At 59.2% G+C, this 17,856-nt stretch carries 14 protein-coding genes and 1 riboswitch; of the genes, 4 read left to right on the top strand and 10 right to left on the bottom strand.

Annotated features, from left to right (window positions below; translation table 11 throughout):
- Positions 1 to 89: 89 nt before the first annotated feature.
- The 3 genes from mdh to A4R35_RS11785 all read right to left on the bottom strand — a co-directional run bounded on the left by mdh (position 90) and on the right by A4R35_RS11785 (position 3,926).
- Positions 90 to 1,016 carry a malate dehydrogenase gene (gene mdh, locus A4R35_RS11770; RefSeq protein WP_112429573.1) on the bottom strand — a complete coding sequence of 309 codons (927 nt, stop codon included), beginning with the start codon at positions 1,014 to 1,016 and terminating at the stop codon, positions 90 to 92.
- A 320-nt stretch (positions 1,017 to 1,336) separates the two neighbouring features.
- On the bottom strand, positions 1,337 to 2,263 hold the full coding sequence (locus A4R35_RS11775; RefSeq protein ID WP_112429574.1) for a CHAP domain-containing protein: 927 nt from the start codon (positions 2,261 to 2,263) through the stop codon (positions 1,337 to 1,339).
- 610 nt (positions 2,264 to 2,873) lie between these two features.
- Complete coding sequence (locus tag A4R35_RS11785; RefSeq protein WP_112429577.1) at positions 2,874 to 3,926, bottom strand: CHAP domain-containing protein; 1,053 nt, start codon at positions 3,924 to 3,926, stop codon at positions 2,874 to 2,876.
- A gap of 405 nt (positions 3,927 to 4,331) precedes the next feature.
- Between A4R35_RS11785 and A4R35_RS11790 the strand changes: the two genes are divergently transcribed.
- The gene (locus tag A4R35_RS11790) at positions 4,332 to 5,693 is read left to right on the top strand and encodes a S53 family peptidase (RefSeq protein WP_189361702.1); all 1,362 of its coding nucleotides are present in this window, start codon (positions 4,332 to 4,334) and stop codon (positions 5,691 to 5,693) included.
- 114 nt (positions 5,694 to 5,807) lie between these two features.
- Here the strand turns inward: A4R35_RS11790 and asd are convergent, their stop codons facing one another.
- From asd to metX, 4 genes are all read right to left on the bottom strand, one after another.
- Positions 5,808 to 6,875 carry an aspartate-semialdehyde dehydrogenase gene (gene asd, locus A4R35_RS11795; RefSeq protein WP_112429581.1) on the bottom strand — a complete coding sequence of 356 codons (1,068 nt, stop codon included), beginning with the start codon at positions 6,873 to 6,875 and terminating at the stop codon, positions 5,808 to 5,810.
- Between the two features lie 57 nt (positions 6,876 to 6,932).
- Positions 6,933 to 8,408, bottom strand: coding sequence for an aspartate kinase (locus A4R35_RS11800; protein WP_112429583.1), 1,476 nt, complete (start codon positions 8,406 to 8,408; stop codon positions 6,933 to 6,935).
- A 55-nt stretch (positions 8,409 to 8,463) separates the two neighbouring features.
- Positions 8,464 to 9,789, bottom strand: coding sequence for a homocysteine synthase (locus A4R35_RS11805; protein WP_112429585.1), 1,326 nt, complete (start codon positions 9,787 to 9,789; stop codon positions 8,464 to 8,466).
- A 121-nt stretch (positions 9,790 to 9,910) separates the two neighbouring features.
- The gene (gene metX / locus A4R35_RS11810; protein ID WP_112429587.1) at positions 9,911 to 11,059 is read right to left on the bottom strand and encodes a homoserine O-acetyltransferase MetX; all 1,149 of its coding nucleotides are present in this window, start codon (positions 11,057 to 11,059) and stop codon (positions 9,911 to 9,913) included.
- Positions 11,060 to 11,638: 579 nt separating this feature from the next.
- Positions 11,639 to 11,748: riboswitch (SAM riboswitch) on the bottom strand.
- Between the two features lie 208 nt (positions 11,749 to 11,956).
- Between metX and A4R35_RS11815 the strand changes: the two genes are divergently transcribed.
- Positions 11,957 to 12,607 carry a GNAT family N-acetyltransferase gene (locus A4R35_RS11815; protein ID WP_189361704.1) on the top strand — a complete coding sequence of 217 codons (651 nt, stop codon included), beginning with the start codon at positions 11,957 to 11,959 and terminating at the stop codon, positions 12,605 to 12,607.
- Here the strand turns inward: A4R35_RS11815 and A4R35_RS11820 are convergent.
- Both A4R35_RS11820 and A4R35_RS11825 read right to left on the bottom strand, forming a co-directional pair.
- Entirely contained in the window at positions 12,604 to 12,846 is a 243-nt protein-coding gene (locus A4R35_RS11820; RefSeq protein WP_112429591.1) for a PLD nuclease N-terminal domain-containing protein, read from the bottom strand. The two genes, A4R35_RS11815 and A4R35_RS11820, sit on opposite strands and share 4 nt — an antisense overlap.
- Positions 12,847 to 13,174: 328 nt before the next feature.
- On the bottom strand, positions 13,175 to 14,221 hold the full coding sequence (locus tag A4R35_RS11825; protein ID WP_112429593.1) for a lipid II:glycine glycyltransferase FemX: 1,047 nt from the start codon (positions 14,219 to 14,221) through the stop codon (positions 13,175 to 13,177).
- Between A4R35_RS11825 and A4R35_RS25300 the strand changes: the two genes are divergently transcribed.
- Together A4R35_RS25300 and A4R35_RS11835 are read left to right on the top strand one after the other, a co-directional pair.
- Complete coding sequence (locus tag A4R35_RS25300) at positions 14,220 to 14,924, top strand: potassium channel family protein (protein WP_112429595.1); 705 nt, start codon at positions 14,220 to 14,222, stop codon at positions 14,922 to 14,924. The genes A4R35_RS11825 and A4R35_RS25300 overlap by 2 nt on opposite strands.
- An 11-nt stretch (positions 14,925 to 14,935) precedes the next feature.
- Positions 14,936 to 15,598, top strand: a complete 663-nt coding sequence (locus tag A4R35_RS11835) for a potassium channel family protein (protein ID WP_112429597.1) — start codon at positions 14,936 to 14,938, stop codon at positions 15,596 to 15,598.
- A gap of 19 nt (positions 15,599 to 15,617) precedes the next feature.
- On the opposite strand, the gene A4R35_RS11840 is transcribed toward A4R35_RS11835, so the two are convergent.
- Entirely contained in the window at positions 15,618 to 16,988 is a 1,371-nt protein-coding gene (locus tag A4R35_RS11840; protein ID WP_189361706.1) for an AI-2E family transporter, read from the bottom strand.
- Positions 16,989 to 17,856 lie beyond the last annotated feature (868 nt).

The raw sequence follows: 17,856 nt of genomic DNA on the forward strand, positions 1-17,856 counted from the left end.
ATAAGGCAGGGCCGCCCGTCTCTGCGCTGATGGAGACACAGACGGCCCTGCCGCCCTCTGGCAGGTCGTCCCTCTTGTCTGGAGGGCAGCTAAATGCCCATCACCTTAACGAGCTCCTGTACAGCCGCTGCCGACTTCTGCAGGAGGGCCCGCTCGTCTTCTGTCAGCTCTAGCTCGATGATCTGCTCCACGCCGTTGGCTCCCAGCTTCACAGGGACGCCGACAAAGAGATTCTGAATACCATATTCGCCCTGGAGGTAGGCTGAGCAGGGCATGATCATCTTCTTGTCCAGGACAATCGAGTCGATCATCTGCAGCACTGCCGCCGACGGAGCAAAATAGGCGCTGCCGGTCCCGAGCAAGTTGACAATCTCCGCTCCGCCGTCACGTGTGCGCTGAATAATCTGCTCGATCCGCTCGGCAGGCAGCAGCTGCGAGATGGGCACACCCGCAACCGTACACATGCGAGCCAGAGGGACCATTGTGTCACCGTGGCCCCCGAGGACGTACGCCTGGACATCGCGCACGGAGACGTTTAGCTCCTGGGCGATGAAAGTGCGGAAACGCGCGGTGTCGAGGACTCCCGCCATCCCTACGACGCGATTACGGGGGAAGCCGCTAACATGGTAGGCCAGTTGGGCCATGGCATCCAGCGGGTTGGTGACGACGATGAGCATGCAGTTGGGCGAGTACTTGATGATTTCCTGCACAACCTGGGTGACAATCTCCTGATTCTTGCGCAGCAGATCATCGCGCGACATGCCAGGCTTGCGCGGGAAGCCAGAGGTGATTACGACCAGGTCGGAGTTGGCGGTGTCGGCATAATCGTTGGTGCCAACGATGAGGCTATCATAGCCGAGAACGGGGCCGGCTTGGAGCATGTCCAGTGCTTTACCCTGCGGCATATTGGGCACAATATCATACATCACTACGTCGGCATAGTCGCGCTCTGCCAGACGCTGCGCAAGCGTGCTTCCAACAAAACCGGCGCCAACAATGGTTATCTTGGTGCGCATCGGGCTTTCCTCTCCAGATCAGTTTTTTTGCGAGTTCAGGATGCCGCCGACTGTAGGCAGCATCGCCAGGCAGGCGGCATCGCCAGCTGGCTCGCTCGCCTGACCCTCTGTCTGCGCCCGCCTGATAACAGCGGACCCAGCCATATTGTATGTCTCTCTCGCAAGGGTGCGCAATGTTCCTGGCTGGCAAACAGGGGACGTTGACGAGCGCGGCCCACTCCTGGCCGCCCCGCGCGCTTCGCCCGGCTGGCAGTGGCTGGCAGAGCCGAGCGGAGAGAGGGAGAGTCAGTCTCTGAGCAGCTCGGCTGGCTCCCTGAGCATCATGGGTGCCAGACGAAGGCTACGCCAGGACCAGGATAGAAGGTAGCATAGGAAAGACGATTCCAGCCACCATTGGCATACCAGTTGTAGTTACTGGTATAGACGCTGCCATCAGGATTGATCCGTTCTACTACAGCTACATGCCCATAGGCACTTGCTCCCTGGACACCTGGCTGCAAGACGATAATTGAGGGAACATGGGGCTGTGAAGAGACCACCCAACCGTATTGCTCAGCTCCCGCTACCCACTGGTAGGCATCTCCTTGCCAGGGCACCCAGTAGCCGGTCAGCTCGTGATAGCGGAGGTTGGCCCAGTAGGTGCACTGTCCATAGGCAAAACGGTTCAAATCCCCCTCTGTCGGCTGCAAGGGCAGCCCGGGATAGTGCAGTGGCCCGCTGTCGTAGCCATCTTGCGTGACAGCTGTAGCCGTGGCCGCCTGGGGCCCGATCTGATAGGTGTTGTCCTGGCCATTGCGAATGAAGCTGATGACCGAGCGCAGCGGGTTGAAACCTTTGCCACTGTCTCCCGGCCCTACCGGCAAAACATTTATTAGCGTTATCAGAAGCATCAATATGACCAGACTCAGGGTAACAAGCTGGAACCACCAACGTCGGCGCGGTGCCGGCGGCCCTCCTCCTGTTCCCCCCGCTGGTGAGCCGTGAATGACCAGCGGGGGACGTCCCGGACTGTGCACCACTGGCAAAACTGCTGACGGCCTCTCTCTTTCCGTCGACGGCTTTAGCGGCGCTTTTTCCACCGTCTGGGTCAGCGGCGGGCAGCCATCAGCCGCTGCAGAGGCCGACAGGGAAGACTGTCGGTCGGCAAGCATCGCTGGACCTCCACTCACTCCGATCCGCTCGCCAGCCTGTTGCTGCTCTATTCCCGCTCCGCCGGTCCTGTCTCGACTACCCTTCAACCATGACATACACGCTCCCCGATCTGGCTAGAGTAAAAACCTGTTGCCTTCGGTATGTGTCTGACTCTACTCAGTAGGCCGCTGACGGTCAAGTCACTCTCGCTGCTAAGTAGGAATATTGTACTAAAAACATCTCCAATAGCAAGCAGACAGTAATTAACTCTTTTCCTCAGTCTTTGCGGAGAAGTCCAGCGAGCGCCAGCGTCGTCAGACAGTCAGCAGGACTGGCAAGCGCGAAGAGAGAGTGGGGCAGCACGGCCAGAGAGAGTCGACGCTCAGCGAGGTCTGGCGAGGGGAGAAAGGTGCAGGGGAGTGGAGTTCTAGAAAGAACAAGCGGCTTGTCAACGCCCCCTGGCTCAAGCCAGGCCAGGGGCTTGCCCGCAGCCGCAGCGGCCCGGGCTTCGGGGCTGGTTGACGGCAGCCCACCGCCCCGTAGGACAATGGGACCGATGTACATGGAGCAAGAGGCGCTGAAAACTGCAGCAAGTCAGGAGAGCACAAAGGGAGAGGCTGGTCTATCTGGTTTGACCAGCCTCTCCTCCTGCTATCGTCTGAGCTGAATCGAATCTAGGTGGAGCGCCCGCTCACGCGGCCAGGCCAGCCACATCAAGCCTGGCGCCTAGATCCAGACAAAATAGACACCGCTGCCGGGGTAGAACGTATAGTAGGAGACGATTCCCCAGCCGCCGCCATTGGCGTACCAGTTCATATTACTGGTGTAGACACCGCCGTCAGAAGTCAGACTCTCGGCGATGGCCACATGGCCATAGTAGATATTCGCGCCCTGGACGCCAGGCATCAAGACAACAATGGAGGGGATATGCGGCTGAGTTGAGACAATCCAGCCATTGGCCCTGGCTCCTGCCACCCACTCATCAGCATTGCCGCCCCAGGGCACCCACACTCCCGTCAGCTGGTGATAACGGTAATCGGCCCAATAGGTGCACTGGCCGTATGGGAAAGGGTCACCCGAGCTGCTGCCAACAACCGGCCCCGACTGCACACCAGTCGGATTGCTCGGACCGGGATCGTAACCAACCCCACTGCGCACAATGGCTGTCGCCGTGGCGGCGCGCATCGCGGCCAGATCCAGCGTGCTGGAACTGCCGCTGTTGCTTGGGATCATATTCATAATGGACTGGAATAGCCCGCCCCCACTCCGCGCTCCTACAGGACTCTCGGGCAGCACCGTGAGCAGGGTACCAGTGAGAATCAGCGCAACCAGGACCAGGACCGCCGCATGGACATGCCAGCGCTTGCGTGGAAGCAGCTGCGCCCCATCCTGACGCCTGAGCGCTTTTTTGCCATCGCCACGAATGATAAGCGGGGGACGCGCCGTGCTCGCGCTGGCGGAGCTGACCAACGGCAGCAGGGCCGTCTGCAGTTCCGGCAATTGCCCTGTCTCGGGCGTAGCGTACTCCGCCCCTTCCCCAGCCCTGGCTACCGGCAGTAAGGCCGTTTGCTTTTCTTCCTCCTCGCCCGCTACCTCTGGGAGAGGCGTCTGCCGGCCATCGCTCAGGTCAGTCGCACCGGGTAGGGAGACCGACTGAGCCGGAAAGGCGAGTTGCTCAACCGGCGACAACTGGGTGACTAACCCAGGGATACGAATCGGCTCCTCAGCTCGTTCTTGCGTTTCTGCGACTCTGTCTTGACGGTCCTTAAATGATAGCATGCTGCTTTCCTATCGTTGAAAATATGAGCCGCGTTGTTGCGCGCCTTCTTATTGATATCTTTCTATGTCATCATGCCTGAATGTACTCTGAAAAGAGGATAGCGGTCAAGCGCGCCTTGCTACTGTTAGGACCATAGTACCGCACGGTAGGTCTCTTCTTAACCGCCTGCTCCTCGTCAGTTTCCCACCGCTACCAGGCTGTCCGATCAGCTGCTGCTTTCTGTCAGGCGGATGGCATCCTCTGAGAGAGGAGGAACTACTATGAAGAAGAATTGACCTTTTTGGCTCATCGGGATATACTGCTTTCGCATTGGGCTGCAGTGAGCCGCTATGGAATGCTGTGCTGTTTGCGTCCACTCATGGCACGGCACGGCAGACAGGGATATTTTTCAGAAGGAGAGCTGGATGCAAGGCCACGGCCAACAAAAGCCTTTCCTCAAGCTGTTGATACTGATATCCTTCACCCTCGCGCTTGCCTTCAGTGGTTGCACGGGTCTACCTGGGATCAGTGGCGGTCCACAGATAACCTCCACGACGACCGCTACGCCGCGCACGCCCACTCCCAGCGCAGCAGCCGAGAGCTGCCCTCCTATCCTCTTCAGCTCCGAAGTAACCTGTTATACTCCCCTCCAGCTTCGCCAATATTACGGCATCGAGCCGTTAATCCAGCGCGGCTATACCGGTAAGGGCCAGACCATTATCGATATCGTCTCGTTCGGCAGTCCCACCCTGCAACGGGACCTTGATGTCTTCAGCCGTCGCTTTCAGCTGCCGCTCACCAAGGTGCAAGTGATCCAGCCAATCCAGAAGCCAGAGTACGATCCCCACCACGATAAGAGCGGCTGGGCTGGTGAAACCGAACTCGACGTAGAGATCATCCATGCCCTGGCCCCCGAGGCTAATATTGTGGTATTGGTCAGCCCGGTTGCTGAAACGGAAGGCACAGTTGGGCTGCCCGAGTTCCGCCAGCTGATCCAGTATGCCATCGACCACCACCTGGGCACGATTGTCTCCCAAAGCTGGGGGGCTTCCGAGGTAACCCTGGAGGATGCTGCAGGTCGGCAGGAGGTGCAAAAGTGGAACATCCTGCTCCAGAAGGCAACGTTAGAGGAGCATATGACTTTCTTTAGCTCATCGGGAGATCAAGGCGCCACTGACTACGCCGATTTAAATATGTCGCGGCTTTCACCCAAGGCCACGACCAGTTTCGCCGCCGATGTGCCCTGGGTGACCAGCGTTGGAGGGACAACGTTGCTGCGCCAGGGGACCCAGATCCACGAGATTGGCTGGAGCCAGAGCGGCGGCGGCTTCAGCGCCTTCTTCTCGGAGCCATCCTATCAGAAGTTGCTGCCCTCCTACACCCAGGCAGCGTTCCAGGGCCGGCGTGGGGTTCCCGACGTAGCCGCTGCTGCCGATCCGAGCACTAATCTGGCTTTTTACTTCAACGGCGTCTGGGAGACAGTTGGTGGGACCAGCGCCTCCGCTCCAATGTGGGCCGCGCTGGCGGCCATTGCCAATCAGATGGCCGGTCACCCGCTCGGTTTTCTGAACCCAGCCCTGTATACGCTGGCAACTACGGCGAACTATCAGCGCGATTTCCACGATATTACTGTGGGGGATAACAGTGTTCATCAGGGGGTGAATGTCCCTGGCTACCTTGCTGGAACCGGTTGGGACGCTGTGACCGGGCTAGGCAGCCCCAATGCTCAATACCTGATTCCCGATCTGATTCGCACCCAGGCCACACTGGCAGCGGCAGGTCAATAATCCCCGGCCTGCCGCTGGCCAGAGGCAGAGGCGGGCTGAAGCGCAAGGCCGGCGAACCCGGAAATACTTAATTCCAGACTCGCTCTCTGCCTGCTCAGTCAAAGCCAGACGCTCTCAAAGCAGGCCCTTGCTGACACATAGCTCCGCATTTAAAAGGGAGCCACCCGCCGCACCGCGGATGGTATTATGGCCCAGCACGACAAATTTATAGCTCAAGACGGGACAGGGACGCAGGCGCCCCAGAGTGACCGCCATTCCTCGACCCGCATCGCGATCAGGCAGTGTCTGTGGACGATCTTCCTCACGACGATAGATCAGCGGCGGCACGGGAGCGCTCGGCAGCTGCAGACGTTGAGGTTCAGGCAGGAAATGCTCCCAAGCTGCGATCACCTCTTCAGGCGAGGCCTGACGCTCCAGCTCGACACTCACGCATTCCAGATGGCCCTCGCGCGTGGCGATACGATTGCAATGCGCGCTCACGACCAATGGCGCCATGCTGAAACCACTCGCTTCGCGCCACTCGCCCAGCATCTTGAGTGTCTCGCTCTCAACCTTCGGCTCTTCACCGGAGATGAAGGGAATGGCATTGTCGAGAATATCGTAGGAGGGTAGACCCGGATAGCCAGCCCCCGAGATCGCCTGCAGCGTCGTCACCAGAACTTTGCGGATGCCAAAGGTTTGCTGCAAGGGCTTGAGCGCCATCACCAACGGGGTGGCCGAACAATTGGGATTGGTCACAATGCAGCCGCTCCAGCCTCGGCGCTTGCGCTGCTCTTGGATGGCCAGGGCATGCTCAGCATTGACCTCGGGAACCAACAGCGGCACATCGGGCTCCATGCGATAGGTCTTGGCATTGCTAAAGACGGCCACGCCAGCCTGTGCAAAAGCGGCCTCGACCTCGCCGGCGACCTCAGCTGGCAGGGCCGAGAAGGCAATCTTGACCTCGGGTAGAGCTTCCGGGCGGCAAGGCAAGACCGGCAGGCGGGCCACCTGCTCGGGCAGGCTGCCACCAAGACGCCAGCGCGCTACCTCGCCATAGGGACGACCCCCGTGCACGTCAGAGGCCGCCAGGGCTACCAGCTCAAACCAGGGATGGCCTTGTAACAGCTCGATAAAGCGCTGACCTACCATGCCAGTCGCCCCGAGCACCGCCACCGGAAGACGTTGTTGTATCTGTTGCATTGTCAAGGCATCCTCCTTTGCCCACGCCTTCTACTCGTGCATCCTCTCTATCCCAGCCTAGCGGACCTTCAGCGCTTCCAGACGCTTTCCATGAGCTGGAGGGCGCACTAGAGGAATCACCGGCGCGATCAAATCGCGATGGAGGCAGCGCAGAGCACGCTCGCTGTCGCCATCCTCAATGATGAGAATAATGCCCTGCTCGGAAGCGCCCTGGGAGATAATCGGAATGCGCTCGCGCGCGAGCGCGCTAATGGCGCGGGCTGGACTCATCGGATCGCTCGTGAAGCCGGAGCCGAGACAGGCACAGGCAGCCAGGCCTGGACGACAGCTGACACGCCAGTGCCCCAGGTCGTGCTGAAGCAAGGAGACGACCGAGGCCGCGGCCTGCTCTTCGACCATGAACGAGAGATGGTGGCCGGAAGAGGAGCAGATGGCCACGGGGGCAGCTCCGACACGAGCCGCCAGGGCAAAGACCTGACCGGCGTTCTCGGGCGCACCAAACATGTTGGTACTCTCGACAGTCACCAGAGCCAGGCGTCGCCGAACGGTGATGGCCGTCGCGCCGCTGTGATACTTGCCCTCTGGTCCAATGAGTGTGCCCTGCATCTGGGGGCGGAAGGTGTTACGCACGCGCACGGGGATATTGCGCTGAGCTACCGGGATCAGAGTGCGCGGATGCAAGACTTTCGCGCCAAACCAGGAGAGACGCGCCGCCTCCGCATAGGTCAAGGCCGGCAGCAGACGCGCATTGGCGACGATACGCGGGTCGGCAGACATAACTCCGTCCACATCGGTATAGATAGCCACCTCGCCACAGTCAATGGCGGCCCCGATGACGGTCGCTGAATAGTCGGAGCCGTTGCGCCCCAGAGTTGTGACCAGCCCGGCACGCGTGCGACCGATGAAGCCCGGCACCACCGGTACCGTCCGTTCCTGGAGCAGTGGCTGGAGCAACAGCTGCGCATGCGCTCGCGTTTCCTCTTCCAGAGGCTCTGCACCAATGACAGCGCCCGGCTCGCTCGGCGCGCTGCCCTGCGGCTCTCCCGTTACAATGACCTCTTCCCGCACCGGGGCCGCTGTTACTCCCGGCAGGCCGAGGTCATTGATGGCGGCAGCCAGCAAGAGCACCGACAGGCGCTCCCCCCAGGCAGCCACTGCGTCAACATAGTCCTCGCAGCTAGCGGCTTCACGCTCCAGCCCGGCCAGTGCCTGCTCTAGAGCAGCCTTGAGCTCCGCCAGGCGCTTTCCATCATGGACAGCCTTCTCAGCGGCCTGAAGGTGTCGCTCACGTAGCGCCGCCAACTCGCGACGCCACTCGAGGCTCTCGCCCCGCCGGGCAAAATGGGCGATGCGCAGCAGCTGATCTGTAATGCCTGACATCGCTGAGACTACAACGACGGGAAAAGGTGCAGCCTCGTTGAGAGCTTTACTGGCTGTCTGAGCCACAATCTGAGCAACGCGGAGAATACGATCGCCACTGCCAACAGAGGTACCACCGAACTTTAGCACACAGAGCGAACACTCAACATCCATTGACAATCACCCTTTATCTCCCAGGCGAGACACCTCTTGCTTGTCTCGCTTCATTCTACGCGACACCAAGCGGCTCGCCGAGCTTAGCCGAGACCGCTCGCAACGCCTGATCCAGATCTTCAATCAGATCCTCAACAGTCTCCAGCCCAATCGAAAGGCGGATAAAATCGGGGGTCACGCCCGTTTCCAGCTGCTCATCGGGCGTCAGCTGCGAGTGAGTGGTGCTGGCCGGATGGATGATCAGCGATTTGGCATCGCCCACATTCGCCAAATGAGAGAACAGCTCTACATGGCGGATCAGCATCTTACCAGCTTCCAGCCCTCCCTTGATGCCAAAGCCCAGAATAGCCCCATAACCATGTGTTAGATAGCGCACAGCCAGCTCATGCTGAGGATGACTGGGCAAACCAGGGTAGCTGACCCAGCTCACCGCCGGGTGACCTTCTAAAAACTCAGCGATACGCAGGGCATTCTGGCTGTGACGCTCCATACGCAGGGGCAGGGTCTCCAGACCTTGGAGGAAAAGCCAGGCATTGAAAGGGCTGATGGCGGCGCCTATATCGCGCATCAGCTGCACACGGGCCTTGATAATGTAGGCTAGCGGCCCGAAGGCCTCGACATAACGCAGGCCATGATAAGAAGGGTCAGGCTCAGTAAAGGCCGGAAAGCGCCCATTGCTCCAGTCAAACTTGCCGCCATCGACAATCACCCCGCCGATGGAGGTGCCATGTCCGCCAATGAACTTGGTTGCCGAATGGACCACAATATCGGCCCCATGCTTGAGCGGCTGCAACAAATAGGGCGTAGGTAAGGTATTATCAACAATTAAGGGGACGCCGTATTCATGGGCAATGGCAGCCACCGCCTCGATGTCAAGCATATCAAGCCGGGGATTGCCCAGGGCCTCGGTGTAGATCGCCTTGGTGCGCTCGGTGATCGCAGCTCGGAACTGCTCCGGGTGACGACTATCGACGAAGCGCACCGTGATGCCAAGCTTCGGCAACGTGTAGCGGAAGAGATTATAGGTGCCGCCGTAGAGGCTGGTGGAGGAGACCACCTCATCGCCTGCCTCAGCAATGGTCAGAATGGCCAGCGTCTCCGCCGCCTGGCCGGAAGCGGTTGCCAGCGCCCCCACACCACCCTCCAGCGCTGCGATCCGGCGCTCGAAGGCGTCCTGGGTAGGATTCATAATGCGCGTATAGATATTGCCGAACTTGCGCAGCGCAAAAAGATCGGCGGCGTGCTCCGGGCTGTCAAACACGAACGAGCTTGTTTGATAGATAGGAACGGCCCGGGCACCCGTGGCGCTATCAGCCGTTTCCTGACCTGCATGCAACGCCAACGTCTCAAAACCATAACTACGATTGCTGTTCAGTGCCATGAGAGAATCTACTCCTGAGAAAAACCAGATCTAACGACAGGCCGCCACCATAGAGGCGGACAGGGAAACCAACGGCGCATCGGGCAAGGAAATGGGCGTGTCCCGGCAAGGCGGAACGTGCTCAGGTTTCCAGCCAGCGCAGAGCAGCGTTCATCTGCTCCCACTCTTTCAAGAAAGCATCATGGCCATGAGGAGAATCCAACTCGACATAGGTCGCCTCTCCCCCAAGCGCGCGAACACGCTCGGCCAGCCAGCGGACCCGCGCCGCCGGAAAGAGAAAATCGGAGCGAATGCCGATAAAGAGCGCGCGGCTGCGAATACGAGCAAGAGCCGTATCAAGAGAAGGGTAGCCCTCGCTGACATCGTAGAGATCCATCGCGCGGCTCAGATATAGATACGTATTGGCGTCGAAGCGCCGCACCAGGGAATTACCCTGATAATACAGATAATTCTCTACATCGAAGCGCTTCCCCAGACTTGGAGTGCGGGTCGGTGAAGGCACTTCACCAGCGCGAGCCGGGCGACGGGAGAAGCGCAGCTCCATTGCCTCTTCACTCTGGTAGGTGATCATGCCAAGCATACGTGCGATGGCCAGACCGGCATCGGGTCCCTGACCGGGTGGATAATCGCCGCCCTGCCAGCGCGGGTCCAGCATAATGGCCTGGCGCCCCACCTCGCTGAAAGCAATAGCCTGCGCTGTCAACGCCGCCGTCGCGGCCACCACGATGACCTTCTCCACCAGCTCCGGGTAGCAAACTGCCCACTCCAGCGCCTGCTGTCCTCCGATCGAGCCGCCAGCCACAATCAAGCGCCGAATGCCCAGGTGCTCTATCAGGCGTCGCTGGGCATGGACCATATCACGGATCGTGACCAGCGGGAAACGCATGCCGTAGGGTCGCCCCGTGCTCGGATCGATCGACGAAGGACCAGTACTGCCATAGCAGCCGCCGAGCACGTTCGAGCAGACGACAAAGTAGCGCGATGTATCGAAGGGCCGGCCCGGGCCGATCAGCGGGTTCCACCAGGCGGCCTTCGGGTCGTCCGGGTGCTCAGGATCATGAGCATGCGAGCTGCCCGTCAGAGCATGGGTAATCAGGATGGCATTGTCGCCTGCCGCGTTGAGGCGCCCCCAGGTTTCGTACGCCAGCGTCACGGGGCCAAAACGGCCACCGTACTGAAGCGGCAACGAGTCAAAGGTATAGCTTTGCAAGTGATTCACAGGAGCAGGCTGTGTACCTGTCACCACGCTGTGCTCGACGCGAGCCACCATGTGCACACTCCTTGCAACGAAAAGGGAACAAAAAAACCCTCACCCTACCCAGGGGCGAGGGACAGTCTCTTCGCGGTACCACCCTGTTTTGCCAGCGCCTCACGACGCTGACCTTGGAGTGTTGCCAAGCCGCAGGTCCCCAGGCTCAACCATGACCTTGTATCAGAGCGCAGCCCAACTCAGGCGGCTTCCTTTCTCTGGCTGCTCTTGGCCCGGCTCAGATCTCAGCCGTCTGGCTGACCGACCGAACCATCTGAGGCAGGGTCTTGCCCAGGATGCAGCTCGCTCGCAACACTGCAGCCTGTAACGGAGCCACCCGGCACAGTCTACTCGCCCGCCTGCCCAAGGCGGACCTTCAACCTGCAACTCGGAGGGCATTTTCAACGCCGCCGCAGCGCCGGCATCTCAGCGCCGCCGACTCTCTGTAGCCGCACACGACGTCTACTCGTCCTCGTCAACGTTATTCTCGATTCGATTGACCGCTAGACGACTGGTGAGCACACTCGTACCCGCCCGGTACGCGGGGCAAGAAAAAACCCCTTTTCGTGAAAAGGGGTCTTTAGCATCATTGCCAGGTTCCCCTCATCTTGCGGAACAGTGTTCCGCCGGAATTGGCACCTTGCCAGCAGCTCTGCTGGCGGGTTGCCGGGCTTCACAGGGCCGTCTCCCTCCACCCGTCTTGATGAGAGCGCTAACCGCGTCGGTTCAATTGTTCGGGTACATTATAGTTGTTAGTTAGTATAGCGGAGATGGCTGGAGCTGTCAAGGGTCAGCATGGCAATGGTTGTTCCACGGCCTGGTCGCTTCTCAACTACGTCAGGCTGCTTGCCACCTGGACGGAGGAGAGCAGGCCAGGTCAGCATGAACAAGAAGAAAGAGATGGACGAAAGAAAGGCTATGAGTCGATCGAGCTCTGAACCAGTGCTGTTATCTGCAGAAAAGGCTGCCGAGGCTTGCCAGGTTCTGGCACGAGCTTTCCAGCGTGATCCGTTGATGGTTTTTGTGCTTCCCGAGGAGAAGCGCCGCGCTGTTGTGCTGCCCGGCCTTTTTGCCATGACGGTCCACTATTGCCTGCGCTACGGCCAGGTCTATGCCTCACCGGGCCTGGAAGGGATCGCCTGCTGGCTACCACCTGGGGAGACAACCCCTACTCTGGAGCGCCTCTTGAGCATCGGCCTGCGCTTTCCTCCCTTGCGCGTCGGCCTGGGCAGTCTTTGGCGGATCGGCCAGGCCGAGCGCTATGCCGCCCGTCAGCATGCGCTGCACACACATGGGCCACACTGGTACCTCTGGGCCTTGGGTGTTGATCCCCCTTACCAGGGCCAGGGAATCGGCAGCGCCTTGCTGAAGGTTGTTTTCCAGCAGGCCGACGCCCGCCACCTCCCTTGCTACCTGGAAACCCAGAATCCGCGTAACGTCGGCTTTTACGAGAGGCATGGCTTCCGCGTGGTCAGCGAGACGCCGATTCCCCACGGCCAGGGCCTGCGCTTGTGGGCCATGCTGCGCGAGGCCCCATCCACCACGCCCTCGTTCTCCTCTCAGTCTTAGCGCGTCCCATAGCTCGGCTGGCCAAAGGCAACATGATGACGCCGCTGACCAAAGAGCAGGTAGAGAAACGGTCCAAGGAACGGGATGAACCAGATGACCGCCAGCCAGAGGAGCTTGCCAGCAGTTGAATGATCATCCTCTAAAATCATGAATGTCTCGATAATGTGTCCAACAATTGGCACAAAGACGATTATGAGAAAGAGCAGTGAATTGAATAAACATCCACGCTCGCCGGACATGTCGCCTCCTTAGGTAAAACCGCTTATGCAGGCCAACAGGGCGGAGCAGGTCTCGCTAGCGATTAACCTGCTCTTGCCTTCCACGCCACTTTCGAAAGACTCGCATCTCTCTGAGAGAGAAGTCCAGGGAGGGAGAACATGTCTGATACGCCTCACCAGCAGCCTACTCATCAAGAGCATGTTCTCTTGGCCTGGTTCTCTCCTCCAAAGACACGGATCAGCCAGCCACAAGGTGACAGATCGGAGAGAGGCGAGGCCAGAAGAAGCGGCAATGGAACCGAGGGGAAGGACAATACAGGGAAGAGCGTGAGAAAGAGCGGGTGTCTGCCTAGAGGGCAAGGCGCTTGCCAAGGAGGCGCCGCGTCAGGTTCATGCTGAGCGGGCGATACACGTACTCGTAGCCGCCGAGGAAGCGCACTACCTCGCCACCCCAGCCGCGCTTGAAGCGGTAGACACCCGCTAGCGGCTCGTGCTCGTCTTCGGTTTCAGGAATACCCCACAAGTCGTAACGGACAGCTCCAGCAGCGCGGGACCGACGCATCGCCTCCCACTGGAGCAAATAATTGGGCATCAGCTGGCGCAGCTCGTTGCTGGAGGCCCCATAGAGATAGAGCGCCTCACGCCCCATGCGTCCCACAAAGATCCCAGCTAAGAGCTGTCCCTCATACTCGGCAAGCAGTAAATCAAGCTGATTGCGGGGAGCGAGAATCAGCCAGGCATGCTCATAGTACTCGTAGTGATGGATACCGAAGCCATCGCGCGCTGCCGTGATCTTCAATAGATCATACCAGGCACGCACATCCTCAAGGGTCTGAGCCTCGCGCACCCTGACGCCTCGTCGGGCAGCCAGACGCAGATTATAGCGCCACTTCTCCTTCATACGTGCCAGGAGTGTCTCCTCGTCAGCGTCGAGATCAACTATGATTGTGCGCAGCGGCTGAATAGTGCGCACAGGGCGGAAGCCGGAGGTCAGCAGGCGGTGTGCCACTCGCTCTCCCAGCTCAGTGCCCGCCAGCAGGGGTGGCTCCAGACGCAGGGCTAAGGCTCCACGCCGGCGCAGCAGACGATGGAGAGCTGTCCAGAAAGCGTTGCAGCTTTCCTCATGAGACCAGTCGAGCACAGGGCCGCGAGGAATGTAGGCCAGATGCCCACACCAGTATGGCATCTGGGGAGCGCCGCGGCAGAGCACCTGAGCGGCAGCCACTATGCGTCCCGTCGACCGCTCGCAGAGCGCCAGACGCAGAGGTTGCCAGCCAGCCTCGGCCTTTAGCTCACCCCAGCCCCAGCTTTGCAGCAGGTGGCCGTCGTGTTTCTCCAGAAAGCTATCCCAGACCCGGCGCTCGTCAATCTTCTTCAAGAGATAACCTTGCTTCATGAGCTTTATTGTATCATGCTCAGCGCTCTCGACAAGAGAGAGCAGTTCGTCCCGGGAGAGGGAGGAGCCTGGCAACAGGAGGCTCGGTCAGGGAGAGCGTACAGGCTGGCACAGCAATGATATAATATCGTCTGGTGGGTTTCCCCGCTATGCACACCTGTCCACGAGCGGAGAGGTGCGGCATTGGTCAGTCAGCGAGCCAAGGCTGATATATTACTGGCGGGAGGGACACCAACCCTCACCGCAAATCAGGAGGCAACAGGTGAAAATAGTGATCCTCGGCTGTGGCCGCGTTGGCGCAACGCTGGCCAATATGATGGATCGCGCGGGTCACCAGGTCTCGGTCATCGACTACAGCAGCGAAGCCTTTCAGCGTCTTGATCCCGACTTCAAGGGCGAGACCATCCTGGGCAACGGGGTCGATGAGGACATCCTGATCCGCGCCGGTATCAAGGAAGCCGACGCCTTCGCGGCGGTCACGAATGGCGATAATCGCAACATCATGGCGAGCCAGATCGCCAAGGAGATCTTCCACGTTAAAAAAGTCGTCTGCCGTATTTACGACCCGATTCGGGAGCGCACCTATCATGAGCTGGGATTGGAGACCTTCTGTCCTACCACGATAGGGGCGCAGATGCTGGCTGAGGTCCTCCTCAGCGAGCCTACAGCGGCAAAAGCAGCGCGACAAGACGAGAAACAATAGAGGATAGCTCTATGTATATCATCATCGGAGGCGGTGGCGACATCGGCTACTACCTCACCAAAACGCTCCTGAACCAGGGACATGAGGTTCTGCTCCTTGAGAAGGACGCCACGCGCTACCAGGCACTGAGTGAAGAGCTGGGGGAGGCCGTCGTGCGTGGCGATGCCTGCGAAGCGCGCGTCATGGAAGATGCCGGTGCCAAGCGTGCGGATGTGGTCATCGCCGTCACCGGCGAAGACGATGACAACCTGGTCATCTGCCAGATGGCCAAGCGACGTTTTAACGTCAACCGCACTATAGCCCGGCTCAACAATCCAAAGCACGAAAAGATCTTTCAGAAGCTTGGCATCGATATCACCGTCAGCCCAACTAAAGCCATTCTCTCGCTCATCGAGGCGGAGATACCTACCACACGCTTTGTGCCGCTCATGAAGCTACGCAGGGCGGGCCTTGACTTTGTCGAACTGCGCATACCTGCGGAGTCGCCCACGATCGGCAAGACCCTACGCGAGATCAACCTGCCGCGCAATAGCAACCTGGCTTTGATCGTGCGGAATAACCAGCCTATTATCCCCAACGCCGACACCATGATCCAGGAGGATGACGAGATCTTCGCGCTGGTGAGTCCAGAAGGCGAGGACGCCATTCGCAAAGCTTTTGGGGCGCTTGGCTAAAGCGGTCCGCTTGCCCCTGTTAGCGTTCGACAGGTTCATCCTGTTCCTGTTGCTCACCCTGAACAACCGTGTGGCGCTGTTCCTGCGGCTCAGGGAAGGAGCGCAGAAGGTCGAGCTGTTCGATCTTCTCCTCCAGGTCGATTCCCTTCTTGATAGCCGGAGCGGCGCTGACACGGTTTATCCCTTGATCAAGGATCACCTCACTTGTAGTACGCAGACCATGAGCTACCTTGGCTTCGCCGGTCAGGCCCGGCTGCTGCTGAGCGCGGCGCCGACGCAAGACCCAGGGCTGACGGCGTGGGGTCAAGATCTGCTCAGCGCTCTCCCCCTTCACCAGGGAGCGATAGATGCTGGTAACCACCACCCAGGCGGCGGCTACAATTGGAGTCGCGATCAGGGCGCCGAAGGCTCCGAAGAGCTGGGCGCCGATGATTAAGGCCAGGATCGAGGCCACTGGATGCAGCCCTACAGCATGACCCACAATGCGCGGACCCAGGACATTACTTTCGACGATTTGGATGATCACGAAGTAGCCGATGACCACGAAGGTGCGAGGAAATGGCTCGGGTAAGAGAAGGGAGATGGCCACGGCAGGCAGAGAGGCCAGAGCCGGACCGACCATCGGGATGGTCTCAAAGAGGAAGGCCAGGGCCCCCACAATCAAGGCATAGTCTTTGAGTCCCAACCAGGGACTGGCGCAGCCCAGCCCCGCCAGTACCCCAATGATGACCGCCAGCGTCAACTGACCGCGGATATAGTTGCCTACGACGCGATTGAGGGCATCTTCGAAGAGGAGAAAGTGAGGCAGTGAACGCCGCGGCACCACCTTGAAAAGACTGTCGCGGATACGTTTGCCATCCAGGGTCAGGTAAAAGCTGAGGACCGTCACCAGGACAACATTGACAATGAGGTCAGTCAGGGTGAAGAGGAAGCCCACAATGTTGTTGACAAGCGAACGTGCAAAGTCGGTCGCCTGCATCTCGATCTGCGTTAAGACGCTGTCGATCTTTTCCTGCGGAATGCCCTGGTCAACAAGAAATTTCTGCAGCTTCGCCGACAGCTCAGGCAGCTGATAGGCATAATTCTGGATGGTCACTGAGAAGGTCTGGGCCTGACGGATAAGGGCAAACAGCAAGGCGTAGAAGAGACTTCCGACCACTACTAATACTACAACGTAGACGAGCAGCGTGGCCAGCGAGCGCGGCAGACCAAAGCGCTGGAGCTTGTCGACCAGTGGTGAGACAAGAAAAGCTATGGCCATGGCTAGCAGGAGCAGCACCAGGGCATGTAGAAAGAGGCCAGAAATGCTCCATCCTAACCAGCCTAGAATAGAGATGCAGACAATGCTAATGAGAATATCTCGAACACGTTGCCAGTCAACACGCTCCATGCACTCCCTCCTTACCAGGCACGGGCGACCCCTCACCGGAATCATCCGCTTCTATTATGCTCCTCTCCCGATGGGAAGACAAGCAGGGACGGGGCGCTCAATTAAGCTTGATTGAGCGTTGTCGGTCAAAGCAGTGCTTTTCTCCAGGTCTATCTTACTAGAGAGATCATGCCTGCTTGTCAGACAGCGGGTGCTGAGGCATGCAGGGCCACGACTTTCTCCACAGGCCAGGCGCAGGCAGACCTATTCCTCGCCATCAGGAGCAGCGGTCTGACTTTTCCACGCGCTGGTCTCGCCGCCCATCGAGGGGAGAAAAATCCTCTCCTCCTACGTAACTTTTGAGAGCAGGATACGTTTGTAAACCTTGGGGAGTCTGTACGGTCGGTTGCTTCTCTAAAGTCTATCAGCACAGGAGGGAGAAGAAGGCACGGCGCTCGACAGAGCGAGGCCAGCTCGCCTCTGTCCTTTTGAAGCCCTCGACACCTACCCGCAGCCAACAACTACGGCGGTACCTTGGTCTAGCCATCGTTAAGCTGTCGTCTGGTTATCGTCTACGACAATGTCAGCGTATCCAAATCTCTAAGGGATGTGCCCATGAGCGGTCTCGCTATTCTGCTAAGCCAAACTATTATATATTGGACACTTCTGATACTACTCATTTCATGGATAATCATTTTCGCTATTCTCGCATTACGTCCAGAACCGTCCAACAAGGAAAGCGCTGAAGGGCGTGTCTATCACGTCCCAGCTGCCGCAGAAGTCAGTGTTGTGCCCGAATTTCAGCTCCCAGGTCACCAGCATCGGCAGCCACCAGTGCTGCAGGCAGTGGGAGCAGCCGCTCCATCGGAGCGCGATAGCTGAGTCTGGT

It is taken from the genome of Thermogemmatispora tikiterensis, from assembly GCF_003268475.1.
In the GTDB taxonomy this organism is placed as follows: Bacteria; Chloroflexota; Ktedonobacteria; order Ktedonobacterales; family Ktedonobacteraceae; genus Thermogemmatispora; species Thermogemmatispora tikiterensis.